This window comes from Pseudomonas syringae CC1557, assembly GCF_000452705.1.
In the GTDB taxonomy this organism is placed as follows: Bacteria; Pseudomonadota; Gammaproteobacteria; order Pseudomonadales; family Pseudomonadaceae; genus Aquipseudomonas; species Aquipseudomonas syringae_F.
In genome coordinates this window covers 4276425-4301171 of sequence record NZ_CP007014.1, presented here as the reverse complement: position 1 = coordinate 4301171, position 24747 = coordinate 4276425, and the positions used below count along the sequence as shown (strand labels likewise).

General features: G+C 57.9%; 21 protein-coding genes and 1 pseudogene. 15 read left to right on the top strand and 7 right to left on the bottom strand.

What is annotated here, in order from left to right:
* Window positions 1-34: 34 nt before the first annotated feature.
* Entirely contained in the window at window positions 35-1033 is a 999-nt protein-coding gene (locus N018_RS18940) for a dipeptidase (RefSeq protein ID WP_025390465.1), read from the bottom strand.
* Between the two features lie 235 nt (window positions 1034-1268).
* Here N018_RS18940 and N018_RS18935 point away from each other — a divergent pair, with 235 nt between their 5' ends.
* From N018_RS18935 to tadA, 4 genes are all read left to right on the top strand, one after another.
* A complete protein-coding gene (locus N018_RS18935) occupies window positions 1269-1754 on the top strand; it encodes a hypothetical protein (RefSeq protein ID WP_025390464.1) in 486 nt (161 codons plus the stop codon).
* A gap of 359 nt (window positions 1755-2113) precedes the next feature.
* On the top strand, window positions 2114-4843 hold the full coding sequence (locus tag N018_RS18930; RefSeq protein ID WP_025390463.1) for an AAA domain-containing protein: 2730 nt from the start codon (window positions 2114-2116) through the stop codon (window positions 4841-4843).
* A gap of 319 nt (window positions 4844-5162) precedes the next feature.
* Entirely contained in the window at window positions 5163-6536 is a 1374-nt protein-coding gene (locus N018_RS18925; protein ID WP_025390462.1) for a multicopper oxidase family protein, read from the top strand.
* Complete coding sequence (tadA, locus tag N018_RS18920) at window positions 6536-7045, top strand: tRNA adenosine(34) deaminase TadA (protein WP_025390461.1); 510 nt, start codon at window positions 6536-6538, stop codon at window positions 7043-7045. Before N018_RS18925 ends, tadA begins: the two co-directional genes overlap by 1 nt.
* Here the strand turns inward: tadA and mltF are convergent.
* Window positions 7042-8532, bottom strand: a complete 1491-nt coding sequence (mltF, locus tag N018_RS18915; protein WP_080274873.1) for a membrane-bound lytic murein transglycosylase MltF — start codon at window positions 8530-8532, stop codon at window positions 7042-7044. The two genes, tadA and mltF, sit on opposite strands and share 4 nt — an antisense overlap.
* A 212-nt stretch (window positions 8533-8744) precedes the next feature.
* Between mltF and purL the strand changes: the two genes are divergently transcribed.
* The gene (purL, locus tag N018_RS18910; RefSeq protein WP_025390459.1) at window positions 8745-12641 is read left to right on the top strand and encodes a phosphoribosylformylglycinamidine synthase; all 3897 of its coding nucleotides are present in this window, start codon (window positions 8745-8747) and stop codon (window positions 12639-12641) included.
* Between the two features lie 5 nt (window positions 12642-12646).
* Window positions 12647-12958, top strand: a complete 312-nt coding sequence (locus tag N018_RS18905; RefSeq protein WP_025390458.1) for a Nif3-like dinuclear metal center hexameric protein — start codon at window positions 12647-12649, stop codon at window positions 12956-12958.
* A 48-nt stretch (window positions 12959-13006) separates the two neighbouring features.
* Here N018_RS18905 and N018_RS18900 read toward each other — a convergent pair.
* Window positions 13007-13426: pseudogene (locus N018_RS18900) on the bottom strand (L,D-transpeptidase family protein); the annotation flags it as partial.
* A gap of 204 nt (window positions 13427-13630) precedes the next feature.
* Entirely contained in the window at window positions 13631-14182 is a 552-nt protein-coding gene (locus N018_RS18895) for an NUDIX hydrolase (protein ID WP_025390456.1), read from the bottom strand.
* Between the two features lie 151 nt (window positions 14183-14333).
* Between N018_RS18895 and N018_RS18890 the strand changes: the two genes are divergently transcribed.
* The 5 genes from N018_RS18890 (at window position 14334) to purT (ending at window position 17747) form a co-directional block, all read left to right on the top strand.
* Window positions 14334-14930 carry a CoA pyrophosphatase gene (locus N018_RS18890; RefSeq protein WP_024644326.1) on the top strand — a complete coding sequence of 199 codons (597 nt, stop codon included), beginning with the start codon at window positions 14334-14336 and terminating at the stop codon, window positions 14928-14930.
* 55 nt (window positions 14931-14985) lie between these two features.
* Entirely contained in the window at window positions 14986-15510 is a 525-nt protein-coding gene (locus N018_RS18885; RefSeq protein WP_024644327.1) for a gamma carbonic anhydrase family protein, read from the top strand.
* Window positions 15510-15728 (top strand): DUF1289 domain-containing protein, encoded by a 219-nt coding sequence (locus tag N018_RS18880; RefSeq protein WP_024644328.1) that lies wholly within the window; start codon window positions 15510-15512, stop codon window positions 15726-15728. Before N018_RS18885 ends, N018_RS18880 begins: the two co-directional genes overlap by 1 nt.
* Window positions 15729-15995: 267 nt before the next feature.
* Window positions 15996-16463, top strand: a complete 468-nt coding sequence (locus tag N018_RS18875; RefSeq protein WP_025390455.1) for a VUT family protein — start codon at window positions 15996-15998, stop codon at window positions 16461-16463.
* Between the two features lie 102 nt (window positions 16464-16565).
* Window positions 16566-17747 (top strand): formate-dependent phosphoribosylglycinamide formyltransferase, encoded by a 1182-nt coding sequence (gene purT, locus N018_RS18870; protein ID WP_024644330.1) that lies wholly within the window; start codon window positions 16566-16568, stop codon window positions 17745-17747.
* Between the two features lie 69 nt (window positions 17748-17816).
* On the opposite strand, the gene N018_RS18865 is transcribed toward purT, so the two are convergent.
* The 3 genes from N018_RS18865 to N018_RS18855 form a co-directional block, all read right to left on the bottom strand.
* Entirely contained in the window at window positions 17817-19127 is a 1311-nt protein-coding gene (locus N018_RS18865) for an MFS transporter (RefSeq protein ID WP_025390454.1), read from the bottom strand.
* 148 nt (window positions 19128-19275) lie between these two features.
* Entirely contained in the window at window positions 19276-20523 is a 1248-nt protein-coding gene (locus tag N018_RS18860; RefSeq protein WP_025390453.1) for a CNNM domain-containing protein, read from the bottom strand.
* Window positions 20524-20535: 12 nt separating this feature from the next.
* Window positions 20536-21348, bottom strand: a complete 813-nt coding sequence (locus tag N018_RS18855) for a cytochrome C assembly family protein (protein ID WP_024644333.1) — start codon at window positions 21346-21348, stop codon at window positions 20536-20538.
* Between the two features lie 213 nt (window positions 21349-21561).
* On the opposite strand from N018_RS18855, the gene ffh reads away from it, so the two are divergent.
* The 4 genes from ffh to trmD all read left to right on the top strand — a co-directional run bounded on the left by ffh (window position 21562) and on the right by trmD (window position 24745).
* Window positions 21562-22938, top strand: coding sequence for a signal recognition particle protein (gene ffh, locus N018_RS18850; protein WP_024644334.1), 1377 nt, complete (start codon window positions 21562-21564; stop codon window positions 22936-22938).
* Between the two features lie 246 nt (window positions 22939-23184).
* Window positions 23185-23442 (top strand): 30S ribosomal protein S16, encoded by a 258-nt coding sequence (rpsP, locus tag N018_RS18845; protein WP_002552521.1) that lies wholly within the window; start codon window positions 23185-23187, stop codon window positions 23440-23442.
* A gap of 5 nt (window positions 23443-23447) precedes the next feature.
* Window positions 23448-23987 (top strand): ribosome maturation factor RimM, encoded by a 540-nt coding sequence (gene rimM / locus N018_RS18840; RefSeq protein ID WP_025390452.1) that lies wholly within the window; start codon window positions 23448-23450, stop codon window positions 23985-23987.
* Between the two features lie 5 nt (window positions 23988-23992).
* Window positions 23993-24745: a tRNA (guanosine(37)-N1)-methyltransferase TrmD gene (gene trmD, locus N018_RS18835; RefSeq protein ID WP_002552523.1), complete on the top strand. Its 753-nt coding sequence runs from the start codon at window positions 23993-23995 to the stop codon at window positions 24743-24745.
* Window positions 24746-24747 lie beyond the last annotated feature (2 nt).

The following is a 24747-nucleotide window of genomic DNA, read 5'->3' as shown; positions in this document are numbered from 1 at the left end:
AACTGAATGCTATGCAAACTCGCGAACGGCTTGATCAACCATGTTGTGGCCAAGTCGTCTGAGCGACCCGCATAAAGTTGCCGCCAAAAATGCCGTCGATCTGCGCGGCGTCATAACCAAGCCGTAGCAATGCTTCTGCGACCTGACCCAGCGCTTCCGGCTGCAGTTGACGATGCCCGTTGATGCCGCCATAGAGTTCTTTTGGCCACCAATCGTTTTCATTCACGCCCTCGGCCAAATCCTTATCGTCGGGGTGCAGTTCGATGTCCAGGCCCAGGCCGATATGTGCCGTTCCCGCTCGTTCGGCCAGATAATCGATTTGGCGCACGAAGGCTTCGACCGATGCCTGCGGATCGCCCAGAAAAATCCCCAGACCGGTCAGCCCGATCACTCCATCCGATTCAACACAGGCCATGATTTGCTCATCATCCACTGTGCGTGGATGGTCATACACTGCCTTGATATTAGTGTGTGAAAAGACGACCGGTCGCTGTGACAGCTCGATTATTTCCATACTCGCGCGCTTGCTGACATGTGAGCAGTCCATCACGATACCTGCCGAATTGATGGCTCCCACGAACTCCCGCCCCAGCGCGGTCAATCCCATACCGCTGCCGTGGCAACCGCCCGCGCAGCTGTTATCGCGGTTGTACGCCAGAAGCATCTGGCGGACGCCCAGGTCGGCATACAAGCGGACCATTGCCGGGTCTTGCAGCAGCATGTTGGAGCCTTCCAGGTCGAAAGACACCGCCAGCTTGTCCTGCTCGCGGGCGCGTTGCAGATCTGCAAGGGTACCGGCCAGCATGAAGTTCTCTGGATGCTTGATCAGCCACTGGCGAAAGCCTGCGATGACCTGCATCACATCGCCGACTGGGGTCATGTCCATGCCGACATTGACCGAGACGTGGTGAAAGCCGTTGTCGCGGTAGCGCAGCAGCGCAGACATGTCCTGATTGGGCAGCAGCGGCAGGCAGGTATGGGCCTCCCAACGAATGGCGCCGCGGGCAGGCGTAGGCACGGTATTTGGATTCATCGCACAACTCCGGGATTCGTGGGGCGGGTATCAGCAGGCTCTCTCCAAACCTACCAAAGGTGAGCAGGCCGGTACATTAAGCAATCCGCAAAGCACCTCATTTGAAACTGACCTGAAGTTCGAGGAAAATCCTCACGGAGAAGTGGCTCAGATGCACCTCAAGCCCAACGTCGAGGCAGGGGCAGCTCGGCAAAAGGATTCGATATCGTATCCGCCAAAACCAAGGAACCCGTTCATGAAATCTCGATTCTCCTTCAGTTCATCCTTCCTGATCATGTTGTCGCTGACAGGATGCGCAGTGAATATGGATGCTCCAAAACACGATCAGCCTGGAGAAAACGCGCTGTACGGCAGTTGGCATGTTGCAGGCGTAGCGGTATCAGACTCGGGCGTGCAAGCACTGGAGGATAATGATCCGAGTTTTATGGGGCGACGTCTCAGTTTCAATCACGACCAGCTGGCATGGAAAGCGTCAGCAGGCTCAACGGAAGATGTGTGCAAAGGGCCTGTTTTTCACAAGCTTCCGACGATCAGTGGAGCTGAACTGGAGCCACAACTTCATAAGCTTGGCATCGAAAAAGCCGTACCTTATGGCGTTGAGTGCACATCTGGAAGCTGGGGTCCTCTCGATAAAGAAAGCCCGGTATTTTTTCTAGCACAGAATGGGGCCTTGGCTCTTTCCTGGTATGACGGCGGAATGCTGAAGCTCGTGCGAGACTGATCACGGAAAAGATCGCGCTACCGTCCAAGCCCCGCACCTGTGGGGCTCCTCGGAGGGGGAGGGCGCGTCCGCGATAGTTGATCCGCCTATCGGATCATCAGTTACCAAGCAGCGCTTGGTGGCGACAGCATCGGGTCCTTGAAGCTGTGTATCCGCTGGCTTTCGGTAGCCTGAGACCGGCCAGCGCCATCAGGCCCGCACAAAGCCAATCACGCTCCCATCGTCATCACACCGATAAGAGCAGCCCTGGCCTCAACCCGATCAGCAATGCCAAAATGGCACCCACTACCCGAATCAATGAATTCGGATTTTTTGGCACGGATGCGGACAGGCGGTGATTACGCCTGATTAAGGGATTTATGGTTTCTATCTATGTGTGTGGCGAGGACAAGACCCGGCAGATCAGCGACTGGGTTATTAAAAAGAATGGCAAGGGTGAGTTCAGACTGACTTGCCACTACCCCTCTCAAAAAACGTACTCCCGCCCGCTTGGCGACTGCAAGGTCGATCCAACCCGTGAGGTCAAGGGCATGCTTCTTCTGAGAACAGGAGGGTATGTTTTAAGCCCCATCGAGAAAGCGTTGATTTACGGCGAGAAATACGCGCTCGTCCAGTTTCCGGGAAGTGCGGATAGCTACCTGTTCCATATGGATAACATTGAGTTCGTTTCCCCGACCTCGATTACCGACGAGCCCGTATTCACTTACTTTCGCTCCGTGGCCGCAGCTCGGGTCAACAACGCGGCTGACGATGAGCAAAAAAAAGGCATTGCCGAAAACGTTGATCGCCAGATGGGCACACTCTCATTGTCCCCGGCTACGGCGCTCAATGCCTATTGCAAAGGCCAGCCTGTACAGCAGGACTCGCCGGGCAACTTCATCTTTCCTTTTGGTCTCAATGAAAGTCAGCTCAAGGCGGTAGAGCAGGCTTTCAGTTCGCAGATAAGCCTCATCGAAGGACCTCCCGGGACTGGCAAGACACAGACGATTCTGAACATCATCGCCAATATCCTGTTGCAGGGAAAAACCGTAGCGGTGGTGTCCAACAACAACGCTGCGGTCAAGAATGTTTATGAAAAGCTGGGCAAGTGCGGTCTGGATTACCTGGTCGCCAGACTGGGCAATAAGGAAAACCGGGAAACGTTTTTTGCCGAGCGCTCTTTGCGACCTTCAGTAGACCCTGAATCTGAATCTGAACCTGCGCCTGCAATGGAAGATATTCAGAGCGTTCTCCAGCGGCTCAAGCGTTATCTGAGTGCTCGCAATGCAGTGGCGCAGTTGCAGATCGAGATTAACGAGCTGGAGATAGAACGGCGTTATCTCGTGCAGTGGCAACAGGACAATGGAATAGTGCCTGTGCATGACAGGTACAAATTATCGCCGCAAAAGACTACTGACTTGATGGCGTATCTACCGCATATACCCAGCGACCGGATCCGGATCAAGGACCGGATTGAGCTGCTGTTCAACTTCAGGATTCTGCGCACCGGCCAGCTGAATGACCGGGGCAAGCGCATGTCAGCCTTTTACAGCTTGCAGCTCGATTACTACGACAAGGTCCTGCAAAAGAAGAAGAGGGAATTGTCTGCCCATGAGGAGGCGTTGCGCATCGGTAATTTCAACGCCTTGCTGGAAGAACTGACCTCCTCTTCGATGCGTCACCTCAAGCACCATCTGCATCTTCACATTTCGCCTAATGACGACTTCGACATAACGTACCGAAATCACCTGGATGCCTTTCTGAAGCGCTATCCGGTCATCGGTAGCAGTACGCACTCGATCGTCAATTCCTTGGGGGGCAAGGCTGTCCTTGATTACGTCATCATCGATGAGGCTTCGCAGCAGGACATTGTTCCGGGTGTGCTGGCGCTGAGTTGTGCGAAGAATCTGATTATTGTCGGCGACAGAAAACAGCTTGCGCATATTCCGGAAAAGTTGGGCCTGGAAGCCCCCGCTCCTTGGTATGACTGTGAGACGTACAGCTTGCTGGATTCATGCGTGGGTGTGTTCGGTGATTCGATTCCAATGACATTGCTCAAAGAGCACTATCGATGCCACCCCCGCATCATTCAGTTTTGCAATCAGCAGTTCTACGATAACCAGCTCGTCCCGATGACTCATGATGCTGGCGAACAATCGTTGACGCTGCTCGTGACCGCCAAGGGTAACCATACGCGCAACAACTCCAATCTCCGTGAGTTGGACTCTTTATTGACAGTGCTCGATGGGAGTGGTGAGAGTATCTGGGAGGGTGAGGATGGCAGAGGGTTCATTGCGCCGTTCAAGAATCAGGCAACACTTTCAGGCTCATGTCTGCCAGCTGATTTCATCAACGACACCGTGCACAAGTTCCAGGGCCGTGAATGCGACGAAATTGTCTTTTCTACCGTACTGGATAAGCATAAAAGCCCGGAGCGCCTGAGTTTTGTAGACGATGCGCGGATGGTCAATGTGGCGGTATCCAGAGCTAAAAACAGGTTCACGCTGGTGACAGGCGACGGCGTTTTCAAAGCCGGCAATGGACATATCGCGGCGCTGATCCGCTATATGGAATATTACGCAGAGGACGGGCACATCCACCGGGCGCCGGTCATTTCGGCATTCGATCTGCTTTACAAGGAATATGATCGATCACAGGAACGTCTGAATAAAAGGCTCAGGCCAGATGACTCGCCCTTCAAGTCCGAGCAGATCGTAGCGCAGATACTTCGTGAGGCGCTGGCTCAGGAGGCTCGCCAATCGATCATGTTTCATCGCGAAGTTCTGTTGATACAGCTGGCATCGGTCGCCGGTGCAAGCTTCACGGAGCGAGAGCGGGAGTTCATGAATAACGGTTCCCGCTGTGATTTCGTACTTTATTTCAAAGTAGGGAAGCGTCCGCTGGGCGTGATTGAAGTCGACGGTGGACACCATAACGATCTGGTACAGATCGAACGAGATACGGTGAAAAACAGCATTCTGGAAAAGTGCGGCATTCCTTTGCTTCGTCTGCGGACTATCGAGAGCCATATTGAAGAAAAGATCGCGGCCTTTGTGGATCAATGGACGCCACCTGCACCAGATAACGGCCACAACGCTTTACCAGGTTGAAAATTGCCTTGGCATCACGCAGGCAATTTACGTGTAGAACAAGAGCCAGATCATCGAGTTGATCTGGCTCGATCCTGACAGCTTGACGATCATTAAGCTGGCGCTGGGTAAACCGGTCTGAGGTTACGGTTTACGAAATGCCGAGCTCTCCGCGCACGCGCGGTGCAAAAAGCCGGAGCGGGCACCACTGCCTTGCCCGGCTTTTTTATGCCTCGACTTCAGTTCGTGGTATCGACCCTTATCTTTCCCCAAATGCAGGTGTATCGTATTCGCCCTTCGCATCTGCCTGCAGCTTTCGTATTCAGAGGTCCCGCCGTTCATGTCTTTCACCCGTCGTCAAATCCTCACAGGTATTGCCGGTCTGGCCGTTGTCGGCCTTGGCGCGGGCGGTGCTTCGCGTTACTGGATGGGGCGCCGTGAGTCGGAAGCGGGGTCGGATTTCGTGCTGATCGCTGCGCCGCTGGATATAGAGCTGGTATCGGGTCACAAGACACCTGCCTGGGCATTCGGCGGTTCTGCTCCGGGCACAGAGTTGCGCGTCCGGCAGGGCGAGTGGCTGCGGTTGCGTTTCATCAATCAGTTGCCGGTCGAGACGACTATTCACTGGCACGGTATCCGGTTGCCGCTGGAGATGGACGGCGTGCCGTACGTTTCGCAGTTGCCGGTCAAGCCGGGCGAGTATTTCGATTACAAGTTCCGGGTGCCGGACGCTGGCAGTTACTGGTACCACCCGCACCTCAACAGTAGCGAAGAGTTGGGACGTGGGCTGGTCGGGCCGTTGATCGTGGAAGAGCGTGAGCCGACCGGTTTTGCCTATGAGCGCACGGTCAGTCTGAAAAGCTGGCATGTGGACGAAGAGGGCGCTTTTACCGAGTTCAGCGTGCTGCGCGAGGCGGCGCGAGAAGGCACGGCAGGTCGGCTTTCGACGCTGAACGGTGTTCCTCAGGCGGTCATTGAGCTGCCGGCCGGGCAGATTACCCGGGTGCGCCTGCTCAATCTCGACAATACCGTGACCTATCGGCTTAACCTGCCGGACGCCGAGGCGCAGATTTATGCGCTGGACGGCAACCCGGTCAAGCCCCGGCCGTTCGGCGACGAATACTGGCTGGGGCCGGGCATGCGTATCTGTCTGGCGATCAAGGCGCCGCCCGCAGGCGAGGAGATTTCGTTGCGCAATGGGCCGGTGCGTCTGGGAACGTTTCGTTCGGTCGCCAATAACGATGCGCCAGGGCAGTGGCCGCCTGAATTGCCCGCTAATCCGGTGGCCGAGCCGGATCTGGCTAACGCAGAGAAGATCAATTTCAACTTCGAATGGGTCGGCTCGATGTCGGTCAACACCGACAACGGCAAGCCGCCGAGTCTGTGGCAGATCAATGGTGTGGCCTGGGACATTACCGACAAGACCTGCGCCGACCGACCTATCGCCAAATTGACGCTGGGCAAGAGTTATATTTTTGAATTGAAGAACATGACTCAGTACCAACACCCGATTCATCTGCACGGCATGAGTTTCAAGGTGATCGCGTCCAATCGGCGCAAGATCATCCCGTACTTCACTGACACCTTTCTGCTGGGCCGCAACGAACGCGCCCGCGTAGCGCTGGTTGCGGATAATCCGGGTGTGTGGATGTTTCACTGCCATGTGATCGATCACATGGAAACCGGCCTCATGGCTGCCATCGAGGTATCGTGATGAGGCAGCCGCAGATCATCGACCGCAGCCATGATCAGCTCTTCATGCGTGAAGCGCTGGCGCTTGCGGCTCAGGGCGCATTACTGGGTGAAGTGCCGGTCGGCGCGGTGGTGGTGCAGAACGGCGAGATCATCGGTCGTGGTTACAACTGCCCGATCAGCGCCAGCGACCCCAGTGCGCATGCCGAGATGGTGGCGATTCGTGATGCCGCCAAGGCGCTGGACAATTACCGACTGCCGGGCAGTACGCTGTACGTGACGCTGGAGCCGTGCAGCATGTGCGCCGGTTTGATCGTGCATTCGCGGGTGGTGCGCGTGGTGTACGGCGCGCTTGAGCCCAAGGCAGGCATAGTCCAGAGCCAGGGGCAGTTTTTCAGCCAGGGCTTTCTCAATCATCGTGTGCTGTTTGAAGGCGGGGTATTGGGCGAGGAGTGCGGGGCGATGCTGAGCGAGTTTTTCAGGATGCGTCGGGTGGCCAAAGATGCAAGCAAGGCCAAAGGCAACGTTTAAAGTGCCGGTTTTTCCGGACTGCTGGCAGGTTCGGGGCTAGGCGTAGGTGTGGGCTGGGTTTTATCGACACCCGGCACGTGCAGATTGCCATCGGCAACCTGGCTGCCTTCAAGCTGCGGCTGTGTGACCCACGTCAGGATGTCGTAATAACGACGGATGTTGGCGACAAAGTGCACCGGTTCGCCGCCTCGGGCATAGCCATATCGGGTTTTGCTATACCACTTCTTCTGCGCCAGACGCGGCAGCATTTTTTTCACGTCCAGCCATTTATTCGGGTTCAGCCCCTCGTTTTCTGCCAGCTTACGCGCGTCTTCAAGATGACCACTGCCAATGTTGTAGGACGCTAGAGCAAGCCATGTGCGATCCGGCTCTTGAATTTTATCGTCCAGTTGATCCTTTACGTAGGCAAAATACTTTGCCCCGCCCTGAATGCTCTGTCGAGCATCGAGACGATTGCTGACGCCCATCGCTTGTGCCGTGTTCTGGGTCAGCATCATCAAGCCGCGCACGCCGGTTTTCGAGGTGACTGCCGGTTGCCACATTGATTCCTGATAGCCGATCGCGGCCAGCAGCCTCCAGTCGACCTGCTCTGCCTTTGCCGAAGTCTGAAAGTGCTTCTCGTATTTGGGCAGGCGCTCCTGCAAATGCTGGGCGAAGGTGTAGGCCCCGACGTAGCCGAGCACATCAACATGGCCGTAATAGCGGTCTTTCAGGCGTTGCAGCGTGCCGTTTTTCTCGACCTTGTCCAGATAGGCGTTGATTTCATTGAGCAGGCTGTTGTCTTCACCCGGCGCGACGGCCCAGCGCTGTTCACGGGCTTCGCCCAGATCGAAGGCGACGCGCACGTTGGGGAAGTAAACCTGGTTCATTGCCAGTTCGTTGGAGTCGACCAGGGTCAGATCAATCTGACCCTCATCGACCATGCGCAGGAGGTCAACGACCTCGACCGCGTCAGACTCTTCGTACTCGATACGTGGATTTTTCAGCTTTAGCGCGGCCAACTGTTCGGCATGGCTGCTGCCCTTGAGAACCACAATGCGCTTGCCCACCAGGTCACCCGGATCGGTCGGGCGCGACTGGCCGTTGCGGTATATGACCTGCGGGGTCACTTGCAGATAAGAGTGCGAAAAGCGTGCTTGCTGCCTGCGTTTTGGCGTGTCGATCAGGCCTGCGGCCCCGAGTACCGGGCCTCCCGGCTTGTTCATCTGATCGAAAAGGTCGTCCAGGTTATCGGCGGTCTCGATCTTCAGCTCGACGCCCAAATCCTCGGCAAAACGCTTCACCAGCTCGAATTCGAAGCCGGTTTCACCGTTGCGATCCTGAAAATAAGTCGCCGGGCTGTTACGAGTGATCACGCGCAGTACACCGTCCTCCTTGACTCGCTCCAATGTGTTGGGTTTCTCAACACAGGCACCGAGCATCAGGAAGAGTCCGGTTGCGATGAGCCACTTGGCGCAACGTGGGCGGAAGTCTGGTCTGAAGAACATCGGTGCAGTATACGCAAAGCGCACCGGGCGCCATATCTCGACAGTGACGCTTGCGTCTGATAGGCGAAGGCTTTTTGGTGACATTTGTCGCATTTTTTGCGGTGGAGCGACATTCGGGCGCACGAGATGCTGCCGTTTTGGGTGATCCAGATCACGCTTTAGGCTAGAATACGCGGCCTCAAAGCACACCCCTTCTCGAGGCTGTCCCGAAGATGTTGATCCTGCGCGGTGCTCCTGCCCTTTCTGCCTTCCGCCACAGCAAATTACTAGAACAACTGAAACAAAAAGTTTCAGCTGTCAGTGGCTTGTACGCCGAATTCGCCCACTTCGCGGACGTCACCGACGTTCTGACTCGCGAAGAACAGCAGGTTCTCGACCGTCTCTTGAAATACGGCCCGAGTGTGCCGGTTCAAGAGCCGAGCGGCCGACTGTTTCTGGTGCTGCCGCGGTTTGGCACTATTTCGCCATGGTCGAGCAAGGCCAGCGATATCGCTCGCAACTGCGGCCTGGGCAAAGTCCAGCGCATTGAGCGCGGGATTGCCTTCTATGTAGAAGGGCAGTTCAGCGATGTCGAGGCTCAGGCGATTGCCGACAGCCTGCATGACCGGATGACTCAGCTTGTACTGGGCGATCACGCGCAGGCCGCCGGTCTGTTCAGTCACGCTCAGCCAAAGCCGCTGACGGCGGTGGATATTCTGGGTGGCGGTCGCGCCGCGCTGGAAAAAGCCAACGTCGAGCTGGGCCTGGCCCTCGCCGAAGACGAAATCGATTACCTGATCACCAGCTTCAATGGTCTGGGGCGCAACCCGCATGACATCGAGCTGATGATGTTTGCCCAGGCGAACTCCGAGCATTGCCGTCACAAGATCTTCAACGCCAGTTGGGATATCGACGGTCAGAGCCAGGAAAAAAGCCTGTTCGGCATGATCAAGAACACCTATCAGATGCACAGCGAAGGCGTGCTGTCCGCTTACAAGGACAACGCTTCGGTGATCGTCGGCAGCGTTGCCGGGCGTTTCTTCCCGGACCCTGAAACCCGCCAGTACGGCGCGGTGCAGGAGCCGGTGCATATTCTGATGAAGGTCGAGACTCACAACCATCCGACCGCGATTGCTCCGTTTCCTGGCGCAGCGACTGGTTCCGGCGGCGAGATTCGTGACGAAGGTGCAACCGGTCGCGGTGCGAAGCCAAAGGCGGGCCTGACCGGTTTTACGGTGTCCAATCTGCAGATTCCCGGTTTCGTGCAGCCTTGGGAAGTGCCATACGGCAAGCCCGAGCGCATTGTGACCGCGCTGGACATCATGATAGAAGGCCCACTGGGTGGCGCGGCGTTCAACAACGAGTTCGGCCGTCCGGCGCTGACCGGCTACTTCCGTACCTTCGAACAATCCATCACCACGCCGCATGGCGATGAAGTCCGTGGTTACCACAAGCCGATCATGTTGGCTGGCGGTATGGGCAATATCCGCGAAGATCACGTCCAGAAGGCCGAGATTACTGTTGGTTCCAAGCTGATCGTGCTGGGTGGTCCGGCCATGCTGATCGGTCTGGGTGGCGGCGCGGCGTCCTCGATGGCGACCGGTACCAGCTCGGCAGACCTTGATTTTGCTTCGGTTCAGCGTGAAAACCCTGAAATGGAGCGTCGTTGCCAGGAAGTGATCGACCGCTGCTGGCAGTTGGGCGACCGTAACCCGATCAGCTTCATCCATGACGTCGGTGCCGGTGGTCTGTCCAACGCCTTCCCCGAGCTGGTCAACGATGGCAATCGTGGTGGGCGCTTCGAGCTGCGTAACGTACCCAATGACGAGCCGGGCATGGCCCCGCTGGAAATCTGGAGCAATGAATCCCAGGAACGTTACGTGCTGGCGGTTGGCGTCGAAGACTACGAGCGCTTCAAGGCCATTTGCGAGCGTGAGCGCTGCCCGTTTGCGGTGGTTGGCGAGGCCACTGCCGAGCCGCAACTGACCGTCACGGACAGCCACTTCGGCAACAGCCCGGTGGACATGCCGCTTGAAGTACTGCTGGGCAAGGCGCCACGCATGCACCGTTCGGTCGAGCGTGAGGCAGAGATCGGCGATGACTTCGATCCGGGCACGCTGGATATCGAAGAAAGCGTACAGCGCGTATTGCGTCACCCGGCGGTCGCCAGCAAGAGCTTCCTGATCACCATCGGTGACCGCAGCATTACCGGTCTGGTCGCCCGCGATCAGATGGTTGGTCCATGGCAGGTGCCAGTTGCAGACTGCGCTGTGACCGCGACCAGCTTCGACGTCAACACCGGCGAAGCAATGGCCATGGGCGAGCGCACCCCGCTGGCACTGCTGGATGCTCCGGCGTCCGGCCGTATGGCGATTGGCGAAACCCTGACCAACATTGCAGCGTCGCGCATCGGCAAGCTGTCCGACATCAAACTGTCGGCCAACTGGATGTCGGCGGCTGGCCATCCCGGTGAAGATGCACGCTTGTATGACACCGTGAAAGCGGTCGGTATGGAGCTGTGTCCGGAGCTGGGCATCACGATCCCGGTGGGCAAGGACTCGATGTCCATGAAAACCCGTTGGAGCGATGAAGGCACCGAGAAGAGCGTGACCTCGCCGCTGTCGCTGATCGTGACTGGCTTCGCGCCTGTGGTCGACATTCGCCAGACCCTGACCCCGGAACTGCGCATGGACAAGGGCATCACTGACCTGATCCTGATCGATCTGGGTCGTGGTCAGAACCGTATGGGCGCCTCCATTCTGGCGCAGACCCATGGCAAGCTGGGTCGTGTCGCACCGGATGTCGACGACGCTGAAGACCTCAAGGCCTTCTTTGCCGTTATTCAGGGCCTTAATGCCGACGGTCATATTCTTTCCTATCACGACCGTTCCGACGGTGGTTTGCTGGTCAGCGCACTGGAAATGGCTTTCGCCGGTCATTGCGGGCTGAACCTGCACCTCGACGGTCTGGCCGATAACGCGTCCGAGCTGAACGCGATTCTGTTCAACGAAGAGCTGGGTGCTGTCATTCAGGTTCGTCAGGACGCTACGCCGCTGGTGCTGTCGCAGTTCAGCGCAGCCGGTCTGGCAGATTGCGTCGCGGTTATCGGTCAGCCGATCAACAACGACGAAGTCTCGATCAGTTTCCTTGGCGAGCCCGTATTCAGCGGTCAGCGCCGTTTGCTCCAGCGTCAATGGGCCGAAACCAGTTACCAGATCCAGCGTCTGCGCGATAACGCCGAATGCGCTGATCAGGAATTCGATGCCTTGCTGGAAGAGGAAAATCCAGGTCTGACCGTCAAGCTGGGCTTCGACGTCAATGACGATATCGCTGCGCCTTACATCAAGACCGGCGTACGTCCTCAGGTTGCCGTGCTGCGCGAGCAGGGCGTCAACGGTCAGGTCGAGATGGCAGCCGCCTTTGATCGCGCCGGTTTCAACGCGATTGACGTACACATGAGCGACATTCTGGCCGGTCGTGTCGACCTGAACGACTTCAAGGGCATGGTTGCCTGCGGTGGTTTCTCGTATGGCGACGTGCTGGGTGCCGGTGAGGGTTGGGCCAAGTCGGCCTTGTTCAACAGCCGTGCCCGCGATGCGTTCCAGGGCTTCTTCGAGCGCTCCGACAGTTTCACGCTGGGCGTGTGCAACGGTTGCCAGATGTTGTCCAACCTGCACGAACTGATTCCGGGCAGCGAGTTCTGGCCGCATTTCGTGCGTAACCGTTCCGAGCAGTTCGAAGCTCGTGTGGCAATGGTTCAGGTTCAGGAGTCGGCGTCGATCTTCCTGCAAGGCATGGCCGGTTCGCGCATGCCAATCGCCATCGCGCACGGCGAAGGCCATGCCGAGTTCCGCAATGACGATGCGCTGCTTGAAGCGGATGTGTCCGGCACTGTGGCGCTGCGTTTCGTGGATAACCACGGCAAGGTGACTGAAAGTTACCCGGCCAACCCGAACGGTTCACCGCGCGGTATTGGCGGCATGACCACCCTCGACGGTCGCGTGACCATCATGATGCCGCACCCTGAGCGTGTATTCCGCGCTGTGCAGAACTCGTGGCGTCCTGAAGACTGGAACGAAGACGCTGCCTGGATGCGCATGTTCCGCAACGCGCGGGTCTGGGTTAACTAAGGCACATGTACAAGCTCGCGTTCTTTGTTCCGCCGAGCCATGTGGACCAGGTCAAGAGCGCTGTATTTGCTGCTGGAGCAGGGCGAATCGGCGCTTACGACCAATGCGCATGGCAAGTGCTCGGCCACGGTCAGTTCCGCCCGCTGGATGGCAGTCAGCCATTTCTCGGGCAGAGTGGAGTCGTTGAGCAGGTTGAAGAATGGAAAGTCGAGCTGGTCGTGGCCGATGACTTTATTCAGCACGTAGTGGCGGCTCTCAAACAGAGCCATCCCTACCAAACGCCCGCTTATGAAGTGTGGCGGCTGGAAGATTTCTGAGGGTCCGATCTTGACTACGCGCCGCAGCGCGCTGATCCGCTGCAATGATCAAGGCCGAATTTCGATCATTGTCCCGTCTTTCACCAGATCCCAGACTTCCCGCATGTCGTTGTTCTTCATCGCGATGCAGCCGTTGGTCCAGTCCAGCGTGTGGAAGTACCATTCCGGATATTCCTCGTCCACCGGCGTGCCGTGAATCATGATCATGCTGCCCGGTTTCACGCCTTCCCTGCGCGAGCGCGCCGAGTCTGTGATGTTCGGGTAGGAAATGTGCATCGACAGGTTGTAATTGTTACTGGGCTTGCGCCAGTCAAGCCAGTAAAAACCTTCCGGCGTGCGCTGGTCGCCTTCCTGCAGTTTGGTGCCTTTAGGGTTTTTACCCAGCGAGATGCGATAAGTCTTGAGCGCTTCGCCGCCACTGATCAGTTGCAACTGACGCGCAGACTTGAGCACCAATACCTTGTCGATCTTCTTGCTGGCAATGCTTTCAGTGTTGATGACTTTATTGTTGATGATTTTCTGTTCGCTGCCCTTTGGCACGATGGTCTGCGTGAACGCAGCCTGCGACAGCGGTACGAATGACAGGCAGAAGAAGGCGAGCAACCAGCGCATTACGATTTTCCTGACGGCCCTTGTTATAAAAAGCGCCGATGTTGTTTGCGTCTCTGAAATTCAGGTGTCCAGCAGCGGCCTTGACGGGGGCAGGGCGCTGGTGTGAACCGGGTATGCCTGTTGACGCCGATCAGCAAAAAAGCTCTCCAGCGTGCGCCTGACCGTCATGAAGGCAAGGTCGGACCACGGAATGTCGGCCTCGTCGAATAGCTGTACTTCGAGGCTCTCGACACCCGCGGCGAATTCGGGAGACGCCATTTCCGCTCTGTAGAACACATGCACCTGATTGATGTGCGGCACGTCGATCATTGTATACAGGTGCAGGTCAGTGAGCGTAGCGCAGGCCTCCTCGACGGTTTCGCGGCGCGCGGCCTGTTCGATGGTCTCGCCGTTTTCCATGAAGCCGGCCGGCAGCGTCCAGAAGCCCAGGCGCGGCTCGATGGCCCGGCGACACAACAAAACCCTTTCGCCAAGTGTTACCAGACAACCCGCGACAATGTTCGGGTTCTGGTAATGGATGGTATGGCAATGCTCGCAGACATACCGCAGCCGACTGTCGCCTTCGGGAATACGCTGGATAACCGGGTTGCCGCACTGGCTGCAAAATTTCATGGTTTTATTCAATGGCGAACGCAGGCGCTATCTTGGCCTGTCGTGCGGCGGCTCGGCAACCCTTCGGATGGTATGAGTTGTCCTGCAAGGGGTTGGGCGCAGCGTTGCTTTTGGTGCATGATGCCAGACAGGCAACAGATCGAGATTCGCCATGCTGGATGAGCTACTTCGCCGTGTAGTCAGTCATACGCCAGAGACCCTCGACTCGGATCGACAATTTCCCGAGGCCGCCGTACTGGTGCCTGTCACGCGCAGCGAGCAACCCGAGTTGATCCTGACTCTGCGTGCCAGCGGCCTGTCCACCCATGGCGGTGAAGTGGCGTTCCCTGGCGGTCGGCGTGATCCTGGTGACCCGGATCTGATTTTCACCGCCCTGCGCGAGGCCGAAGAGGAAATCGGCCTGCCGCCGGGGCTGGTCGAAATCATCGGTCCGCTGAGCCCGTTGATCTCCAAGCACGGCATCAAGGTTACGCCCTATGTCGGTGTTATCCCGGATTTCGTCGAATATTGCCCGAATGATGGCGAGATCGCGGCAGTGTTCAGTGTTCCGCTGGAGTTCTTTCGTCAGGACACACGTGAACATACTCATCGCATTGATTACGAAGGGCGCAGCTGGTACGTGCCCAGTTATCGTTATGGCGAGTACAAGATCTGGGGATTGACCGCGATCATGATCGTCGAACTGGTCAACGTGCTGTACGGCACCAACATCAGCCTGCATCATCCGCCAGAGCGCTCGACCACCTGAGTCGCCTGTCCATACGCATTCGCGTCCATTATCACGACCCGCTTGAGGAGCCTGCATGAAATACCGCCTGGGGGATTCCCGCGTCCAGACCGATCCGCAGAGCTGGGTTGCACCCAATGCGCTGCTGATCGGCAAGGTCAGGCTGGAAGCGGGGGCCAGTGTCTGGTTCAACGCCGTGCTGCGTGGCGATAATGAACTGATTCATATTGGTGAAAACAGCAATGTCCAGGACGGCACGGTGATGCACACCGACATGGGCTCGCCGCTGCAAATCGGCAGGGGCGTGACTATCGGGCACAACGCCATGTTGCACGGTTGCAGTGTCGACGATTACAGCCTGATCGGTATCAATGCGGTCATTCTCAATGGCGCGAAGATCGGGAAGTACTGCATCATCGGCGCCAATTCGCTGATCGGCGAAGGCAAGGTCATCCCCGACGGCTCACTGGTCATGGGTTCGCCGGGCAAGATAGTCCGCGAACTCACGGACGTACAAAAGAAAATGCTCGAAGCCAGCGCCGCCCATTACGTACACAACGCCCAGCGCTACGCCCGCGAGCTGGCCGTACAGGAAGATTGATGAGTACCGACTCGACACCTGAAAAACCGGTCCGCTCGCCTTGCGTCAATATCTGCTCGCTGGACGAGCAGGACGTATGCACCGGCTGTCAACGCACCGTGAGCGAGATTACCCAGTGGAGCCGGATGAGCAACAACGAGCGCCGTGTCGTTCTGGGGCTCTGTGACGAACGTGCGAGGGTCAGTGGATTGATGTGGACGGTGGGCGGGGCACGTTGATATTCCGATGGCCTTGCAGGAGCAGACGTGTCCGCGAAGAGAGCGTGACAGTCAGTGCATTTCCTGCGCCAGGAATACCGCTTTTGCGAACAAGTTCGTTCCTACAGGTTACCCGCGAGCTTTTGTAGGAGCGAATTTGTTCGCGAATAGGGGCGGTGCAGTCGATGCATTTCCTGCTTCAGAAATAACGCTTTGGTTCTCGCTTGGGCGCGGCTCTTGTCCGCGTTTGCTATCATTGCCGCTCGCTTGCACAGGCCCAGACCCTCCATGCTTTTTCTGATCGCTTACATCGGCAGCGTCGTGCTGATCAACTTTGCGTTTTCCAGTGCGCCGCATCTGGACGTCATCTGGTCAGCGTGGGGTGGGTTGGTGTTTGTGTTGCGCGATATGGTGCAGATCCGTTTCGGGCATGGCGCTATCGTTGCCATGCTGATGGCGCTGGTGCTGTCCTATGTCACCAGCGACCCGACCATTGCACTGGCCAGCGCCACGGCCTTCGCGGTATCCGAATGTATCGACTGGCTGGTGTTCAGCATCACCAAACGCCCGTTGCGCGACCGATTGTGGATCAGTTCGGCGCTGAGCATTCCGCTGGATACCTTTATCTTCTTCGGCATGATCGACGCCCTGACCGCACCGGTTGTGCTGACTGCGCTGGCCTCCAAGCTCGCGGGTGTCACCCTTGTCTGGATGATCATGGCCTGGCGCGCACGCAACAGCGCTTGCCCCGGCTGAGCCCCGTTTGACCGGGGTTCGTGGTAAATTGCGCGCCTTTCTCCACAGCGGTTGTTCGCACGACGCGAGCGGCGCTTGATATCTGCCTCACGAGGACCTGAGATGACTCAAATCGGAACTCCACTGTCGCCTACCGCGACGCGCGTACTGTTCTGCGGCAGCGGCGAATTGGGCAAGGAAGTCGTGATCGAGCTGCAGCGCCTTGGCGTTGAAGTGATTGCTGTTGACCGTTATGAAAACGCACCCGCCATGCAGGTCGCCCATCGTAGTCATGTCGTCAATATGCTCGACGGCGCTGCACTGCGCGCCGTGATCGAGGCTGAAAAGCCGCATTTCATCGTCCCGGAAATCGAAGCCATTGCCACTGCGACGCTGGTGGAACTTGAGGCCGAAGGCTTCACGGTGATTCCGACCGCGCGCGCCGCACAGTTGACCATGAACCGTGAAGGCATCCGTCGTCTTGCTGCGGAAGAGCTGAAGCTGCCGACCTCGCCGTATCATTTTGCCGACACCTTCGAGGCCTACAGCAAAGCCGTTGAAGACCTCGGTTTCCCGTGTGTGGTGAAACCGGTCATGAGTTCTTCGGGCAAAGGGCAGAGCCTGCTCAAGAGCGCCGACGACGTACAGAAAGCCTGGGACTACGCTCAGGAGGGTGGTCGCGCCGGCAAGGGCCGAGTGATCGTCGAGGGCTTCATCGACTTCGATTACGAAATCACCCTGCTGACCGTGCGGCACATCGGCGGCACCACCTTCTGCGCGCCGGTTGGCCATCGTCAGGAGAAGGGTGATTATCAGGAATCCTGGCAGCCACAAGCCATGAGCCCGGTCGCATTGGCCGAGTCCGAGCGTGTCGCCAAAGCAGTGACCGAGGCGCTGGGCGGTCGCGGTATGTTTGGTGTCGAGCTGTTCATCAAAGGCGATCAAGTGTGGTTCAGCGAAGTCTCGCCGCGCCCGCATGACACCGGCCTGGTTACCCTGATTTCTCAGGACCTGTCGCAGTTTGCCTTGCACGCTCGTGCGATTCTGGGCCTGCCGATTCCGCTGATTCGCCAGTTCGGCCCGTCTGCATCGGCAGTGATTCTGGTCGAAGGCCAGTCCACTCAGACCGCTTTTTCCAACCTCGGTGCTGCTCTGGCGGAGCCGGACACCGCACTGCGCCTGTTCGGCAAGCCGGAAGTCAACGGCCAGCGCCGCATGGGCGTCGCCCTGGCCCGAGACGAATCCATCGAAGCTGCCCGGGCCAAAGCGACCCGAGCCGCTCAAGCGGTCAAAGTCGAGCTGTAGGGTTTAGCTGCATCCCTCAAGCTGCAAGCGGCAAGAAAGAGCGCCACGCTTCTTCTTGCCGCTTGCGGTTCATAGCTCTTTGCCTCTCGTCTCCTTGAGGCTCAACACTGCCAGCACGCTGATCAGCGCTGCTGCCGAGACATACCCGCCCACCCAGCTCAAACCGCCCATCGCTACCAGTTTCTGGGCGAAGAAGGGGGCCACCGAAGCGCCAACGATTCCACCCAGGTTATAGGCTGCTGAAGCGCCGGTGTAGCGCACTTGTGTGGGGAACAGTTCTGGCAGCAGCGCGCCCATGGGGGCAAAGGTGATGCCCATCAGAAACAACTCAACGCACAGGAACAGCGCCACCGCCCATGTACTGCCATGGGTCAACAGCGGTTCCATGGTGAAGCCTGAGAGGATCGCCAGCACGCCGCCGACAATCAACACGGGTTTGCGTCCGAACCGGTCGCTTGCCAGTGCCGCCATCGGCGTGGCGGCCGCCATGAACAGCACTGCAACGCACAGCAGTCCGAGGAAGGTCTCGCGGGTGTAGCCCAGCGTGGATACGCCGTAGCTCAGCGAAAACACTGTCGAGATATAGAACAGCGCATAACAGACCACCATTGATGCGGCACCCAGCAGCATGGGCTTCCAGTGCTGGCTGAAGGTCTCGACGATCGGCATGCTGACACGCTCATGGCGCGCCATGGCCTTGGCGAACACTGGTGTCTCTTCCAGTTTCAGGCGCACGTACAGTCCGACCATGACCAGCACCGCGCTGAGCAGGAACGGGATTCGCCAGCCCCACGAGCGAAATTGTTCGTCGTCGAGGGTCATCGCCAGCGCCAGAAACAGTCCATTGGCCGCCAGAAAACCGATCGATGGCCCCAGCTGCGGAAACATACCGTACCAGCCGCGTTTACCCTTGGGCGCATTCTCGGTGGCCAGCAGGGCAGCGCCACCCCATTCACCACCCAGCCCAAGCCCCTGACCAAAGCGCAGCACGCAGAGCAGAATCGGTGCCCATGCGCCGATCGTTGCATAGCCGGGCAGCACGCCGATCAACGTGGTACACACGCCCATCAACAGCAGCGAAGCCACAAGCGTCGACTTACGCCCGACCCGGTCACCGAAATGGCCGAACAGCGCCGAACCCAGCGGGCGGGCGAGAAAGGCAATGCCGAAGGTCAGGAACGACGACAGCATTTGTGCCGTGCCTGAGGTCTGCGGGAAAAAGACCGGGCCGATTACCAGCGCAGCGGCAGTAGCGTAGACGTAGAAGTCGTAGAACTCGATGGCTGTGCCGATAAAACTGGCGGTGGCGACGCGGGTGGTCGAGTTCGCCGGTTTTGCGGGCGCCTCGTTGTCTACAGCAGAGAGAGGAGTGCTGGTCATGGGATTCCCCGACGGTCATTTCGCCTGTCAGCCTGAAGCGTGTACAGGCGAGCGATCATTATTGTGATTGTGGTGCTGCACTGAGAAGAGTAACCCGAATGGGCTGACAGGCAATGGTGGCGCGGGCAGAGAGGTATGAAGTCAGAGACTATTTAAACGTCTGGACCAGCGTGTTGTGCCACATGGCGACACGCGTGACGCGGTTTTCCTCGGTCTCCAGAATCTCCAGCCGATAAGGCCCGATTTTCAGGCAGACCGCAGCTTCAGGGATGGTCTCCAGCGCTTCGGTGACCAGACCATTGAGGGTCTTCGGTCCGTCGCATGGCAGGTGCCAGCCAAGGCTCTTGTTCAGCTCGCGAATAGAGGCGGCACCTTCCACTTCAAGACGGCCGTCTTCCTGGCGTTTGACATGAGGGTTGTCGAGTTTCTGCTCGTTTTCGAACTCACCGACAATTTCTTCGAGAATGTCTTCCAGGGTAACGATACCCAGCACCTCACCGTATTCGTCCACCACGACACCCAGACGCCGCTGCTGCTTGTGGAAATTCAGCAGTTGCAGTTGCAGTGGAGTGCTTTCCGGTACGAAATAAGGCTCGTAGCAAACCGCCAGCAACTGCTCTTTGGTGAGGGTCGCCTTGGGCAGCAGATGGCTGATGTCCCGGGTATTGATAACGCCTTGCACCTGATTGATATCGTTGTGATAGACCGGCAGGCGAGTGTGGCGGGAAATGATCAGGCGCTCGATGATCAGCTCAATGGAATCGTCAAGATTTACACCGTCGACTTCGTTACGCGGGATCAGGATGTCATTGACGGTGATGCTGTCCAGCGCCCTTATGCCCGACAGCACGTTGCTGCGTGGGTTGTGTTCCTGCACGACCTCCTTTCTGACGGGCTTCTGCGCGTCATCTTCGAAGGCTTCATCCTGTTGCGGTACATGGCGCGAGAGGAAGGGGCGCAGCAGGGTCTTGGCGATCAAATTGAAAACGAAGGCCAGCGGCCAGACGATCTTCATCGGGATACGCAGCACCCCGTTACCCAGCATCAGCGTGGCGACGGGATGGCGGCTTGCAAGTCGGCGCGGGACATATTCGGCGAACACCAGCATGACGCTCACAGTGCCCAGCCACGCCACGGTCGGCCCGTTATAGAACCAGTAGTTGGCAGCGATCAGTGTGGCGATCACGGTGATCAGCACATTGATCAGGGTATTGACCAGAATCAGGCTGTTCAGGTTGAACGCCAGGTCAGGCAGCGCAGCGGCCTTTTCGGGGCGACTGGCGGCGCGAATCGTTTTGAGCTGGTGGTGGGCGGCCTCGACAGCGGTCAGCAGGCTGGCCCAGAGAATCAGCAGGGCGAGGACGCCAAGCAGTGGGCCAATGGGCAGATTATCCATGATCAGAGCCCGTCAGATGTGCAGAATGAATTCACGGACCAGCTTGCTGCCGAAGTAGGCCAGCATCAGCAGGCAGAAACCGCCCAGCGTCCAGCGAATGGCCTTGTGCCCGCGCCAGCCGAGACGATTGCGTCCCCACAGCAACACGCTGAAGACTACCCACGCCAGACAGGCGAGCAGGGTCTTGTGCGCCAGATGCTGGGCAAACAGGTTTTCAACGAACAGCCAGCCGGAGATCAGCGACAGCGACAGCAGTATCCAGCCCGCCCAGAGGAAGCCGAACAGCAGGCTCTCCATGGTTTGCAATGGCGGGAAGTTCTTGATCAGTCCGGAAGGGTGCTTGTGCTTGAGCCGGTAATCCTGCAACAGCAACAGCAGGGCCTGAAATGCGGCAATGGTGAACATGCCGTAAGCCAGCAGCGACAAGAGAATGTGGCTGAGGATGCCCGGCTCTTCCTGAATCGGCTGTACCGTCCCGCTAGGGGCGAACTGCGCCAGTAGCACGGTGACCATGCCGAGCGGGAACAGCAGGACCAGCAGGTTTTCCACCGGGATGCGCGAGGTGGCGATCAGGGTCACGGCAATCACCGACGCGGCGATCAGGCTGGCTGAGTTGAAAAAGTCCAGGCCGAGGCCGGCAGGGCGCGCCAACTGGGAATAAAGACCGATGGCGTGAGCCATGACGGCCAGCGCGCCGAGCAGGCAAAGCAGCCGTTTGTCGGGCTTGGCGGTCTGGCTCAGGCGCAGGCCCTGATAGACGGTCGCAGCGGCATAAATGATGGCGGCGGCGAGGCTGGGGAGCAGGCTGGGTGGCAAAGGGAACATAGATCCTGAAGGACGGGCCTGGAAAGACGCTGAGTTTGGCATAGAACCGGCGAATCACGAAAGACCACAGAAGCAGTATGCGTGGTGTCCGTGCGGCGGAGTCTTCGCTATAATCCGCGACCTGCTCAAGCCGCAGGCTCGCCGAGCACCATTTCTGCATTACGGGCCGGGCCGCATCAACCGGGGTTCGACCAGAGCCTGAAAGGATCGCGCATGTTTGAAAATCTGACTGACCGCCTCTCGCAGACGCTGCGCCACGTTACTGGCAAGGCCAAGCTGAACGAGGACAACATCAAGGATACCTTGCGCGAAGTGCGCATGGCGTTGCTTGAAGCCGATGTCGCCTTGCCGGTGGTGAAGGACTTCGTCAACAGCGTCAAGGAACGTGCAGTCGGCACCGAGGTGTCGCGCAGCCTGACGCCGGGCCAGGCGTTCGTGAAGATCGTCCAGGCCGAACTCGAAAGCCTGATGGGCGCCGCCAACGAAGATCTGGTGCTCAACGTCACGCCTCCGGCTGTCATTCTCATGGCGGGTCTGCAGGGCGCGGGCAAGACCACCACGGCGGGCAAGCTGGCGCGCTTCCTCAAGGAGCGCAAGAAGAAAACCGTGATGGTGGTGTCGGTCGACGTTTATCGTCCCGCAGCCATCAAGCAGCTCGAAACACTGGCCAATGATATCGGTGTGACCTTCTTCGCTTCCGATATCAGTCAGAAGCCGGTCGAGATCGCTCAGGCTGCTATTAAAGAAGCGAAGCTCAAGTTCATCGACGTGGTCATCGTCGATACTGCGGGTCGCCTGCACGTCGACGTCGAGATGATGGGCGAGATCCAGGCGCTGCACGCAGCGGTCAAGCCGGTCGAAACGCTGTTCGTGGTCGATGCAATGACCGGCCAGGATGCGGCCAACACTGCAAAGGCCTTTGGCGACGCGTTGCCACTGACCGGCGTGATCCTGACCAAGGTCGATGGTGATGCGCGCGGCGGCGCGGCGCTGTCGGTGCGTGCAATTACCGGCAAGCCGATCAAGTTCATTGGTATGGGCGAGAAGAGCGAAGCGCTGGAGCCGTTCCACCCGGACCGTATCGCATCGCGAATCCTTGGCATGGGCGACGTGCTCAGCCTGATCGAGCAGGCTGAACAGACCCTCGACAAGGACAAGGCCGACAAGCTCGCGAAAAAGCTCAAAAAGGGCAAAGGCTTCGATCTCGAAGACTTCCGCGATCAATTGCAGCAAATGAAGAACATGGGCGGTCTTGGCGGCCTGATGGACAAGTTGCCGAGCATCGGCGGTGTCAATCTGTCGCAAATGGGCAATGCCCAGGGCGCCGCTGAAAAGCAGTTCAAGCAGATGGAAGCCATCATCAACTCGATGACCCCGGCCGAGCGCCGCGATCCGGATCTGGTCAGTGGCTCGCGCAAGCGTCGTATCGCCATGGGTTCGGGTACGCAGGTTCAGGATATCGGGCGTCTGATCAAGCAGCACAAACAGATGCAGAAGATGATGAAGAAATTCTCCGCCAAGGGCGGAATGGCCAAAATGATGCGCGGCATGGGTGGAATGCTACCCGGCGGCGGCATGCCGAAAATGTAATTGAGGGGCGTGCAAAAGACTTTGCACGCTTTCATACGGGGGGTGACCCCCGGCCAGCCCGCGTTATGCGGGCTTTTACCTGCTGTCACACAGACAGCTTCTTGGCAAATCTGGAAGGCATGCCGATAGGCGCCGGAAAAAGACATTTGCAAAAGTCGGGATATTCCTTAGAATATGCGGCCTTTCGGGCACCTATGCCCGCTGTGCATCTTAGATTTGCAGCACCGACTACAGGAACGATGTTCAATGCTAACCATCCGTCTTGCCCTTGGCGGCTCCAAAAAGCGCCCGTTTTACCACTTGACCGTAACCGACAGCCGTAATGCTCGTGACGGTTCCCACAAGGAACAGGTTGGTTTCTTCAACCCTGTTGCCCGTGGTCAGGAAATCCGCTTGTCCGTTAACGAAGAACGCGTCAACTACTGGTTGAGCGTTGGTGCACAAACTTCTGAGCGCGTTGCACAGCTGCTCAAAGAGCACAACAAGACCAAGGCCGCGGCCTGAGTCTTATGAACGCGACGCCTGCATCTGCCGACGATCTGATCGTCATTGGCAAGATTTACTCGGTTCATGGCGTTCGCGGCGAAGTGAAGGTTTATTCCTTTACTGATCCGATTGGAAACCTGTTGGACTACAAAACCTGGACGCTTCGGCGCGAAGGCAGCGTTGAGAAACAGGTGGAGCTGGTCAGTGGACGCTTGCAGAGCAAGTTCCTGGTCACAAAGCTCAAAGATCTTGATGATCGTGAAGAAGCCCGTCTTCTCTCCGGTTACGACATCTGTGTGCCGCGTAACCTGTTCCCTGATCTGGACGATGGCGAGTACTACTGGTACCAGCTTGAAGGCCTCAAGGTCATTGATCAACTTGGGCAATTGCTCGGGAAAATCGATCACCTGCTCGAAACCGGTTCGAACGATGTAATGGTTGTAAAGCCCTGCGCGGGCAGCCTTGATGATCGCGAACGTCTGTTGCCCTATACGGAGCAATGCGTGTTGGCAGTCGACATGGGTGCTGGCGAGATGAAGGTGGATTGGGACGCGGACTTCTGAATGCCATGGCCAGCCTGCGCATAGAAGTCATCAGTCTGTTTCCCGAGATGTTTTCCGCCATCAGCGAATACGGCATAACCAGCCGTGCGGTGAAACAAGGGCTCTTGCAGCTGACTTGTTGGAATCCGCGGGATTACACCACTGATCGCCATCACACTGTGGATGATCGCCCATTTGGCGGTGGTCCGGGCATGGTGATGAAGATCAAGCCCCTTGAAGATGCTCTGGTTCAGGCCAGGCAAGCGGCAGGGGATGCGGCGAAGGTGATCTACCTGTCGCCACAAGGCCGCCAACTGAATCAGTCTGCGGTACGCGAACTGGCGCAGGAGGAAGCGATTATCCTCATCGCCGGTCGTTATGAAGGCATTGACGAGCGTTTTATTGATGCTCATGTCGATGAAGAGTGGTCGATTGGTGACTATGTTCTTTCCGGTGGCGAGCTGCCGGCGATGGTCCTGATTGACGCGGTTACGCGGCTGCTGCCTGGAGCTTTAGGGCATGTGGACTCCGCGGAGGAAGATTCCTTCACGGATGGTCTGCTGGATTGCCCGCACTACACCCGACCTGAGGTGTATGCGGATCAGCGTGTTCCCGACGTGTTGCTTAGTGGCAATCACGCGCACATCCGGCGTTGGCGTTTACAGCAGTCCCTTGGGCGGACCTATGAACGACGCGCTGATCTTCTGGAAAGCCGCTCGCTTTCTGGAGAAGAGAAGAAGCTGCTGGCGGAATACATCCGCGAGCGGGACGATAGTTAACG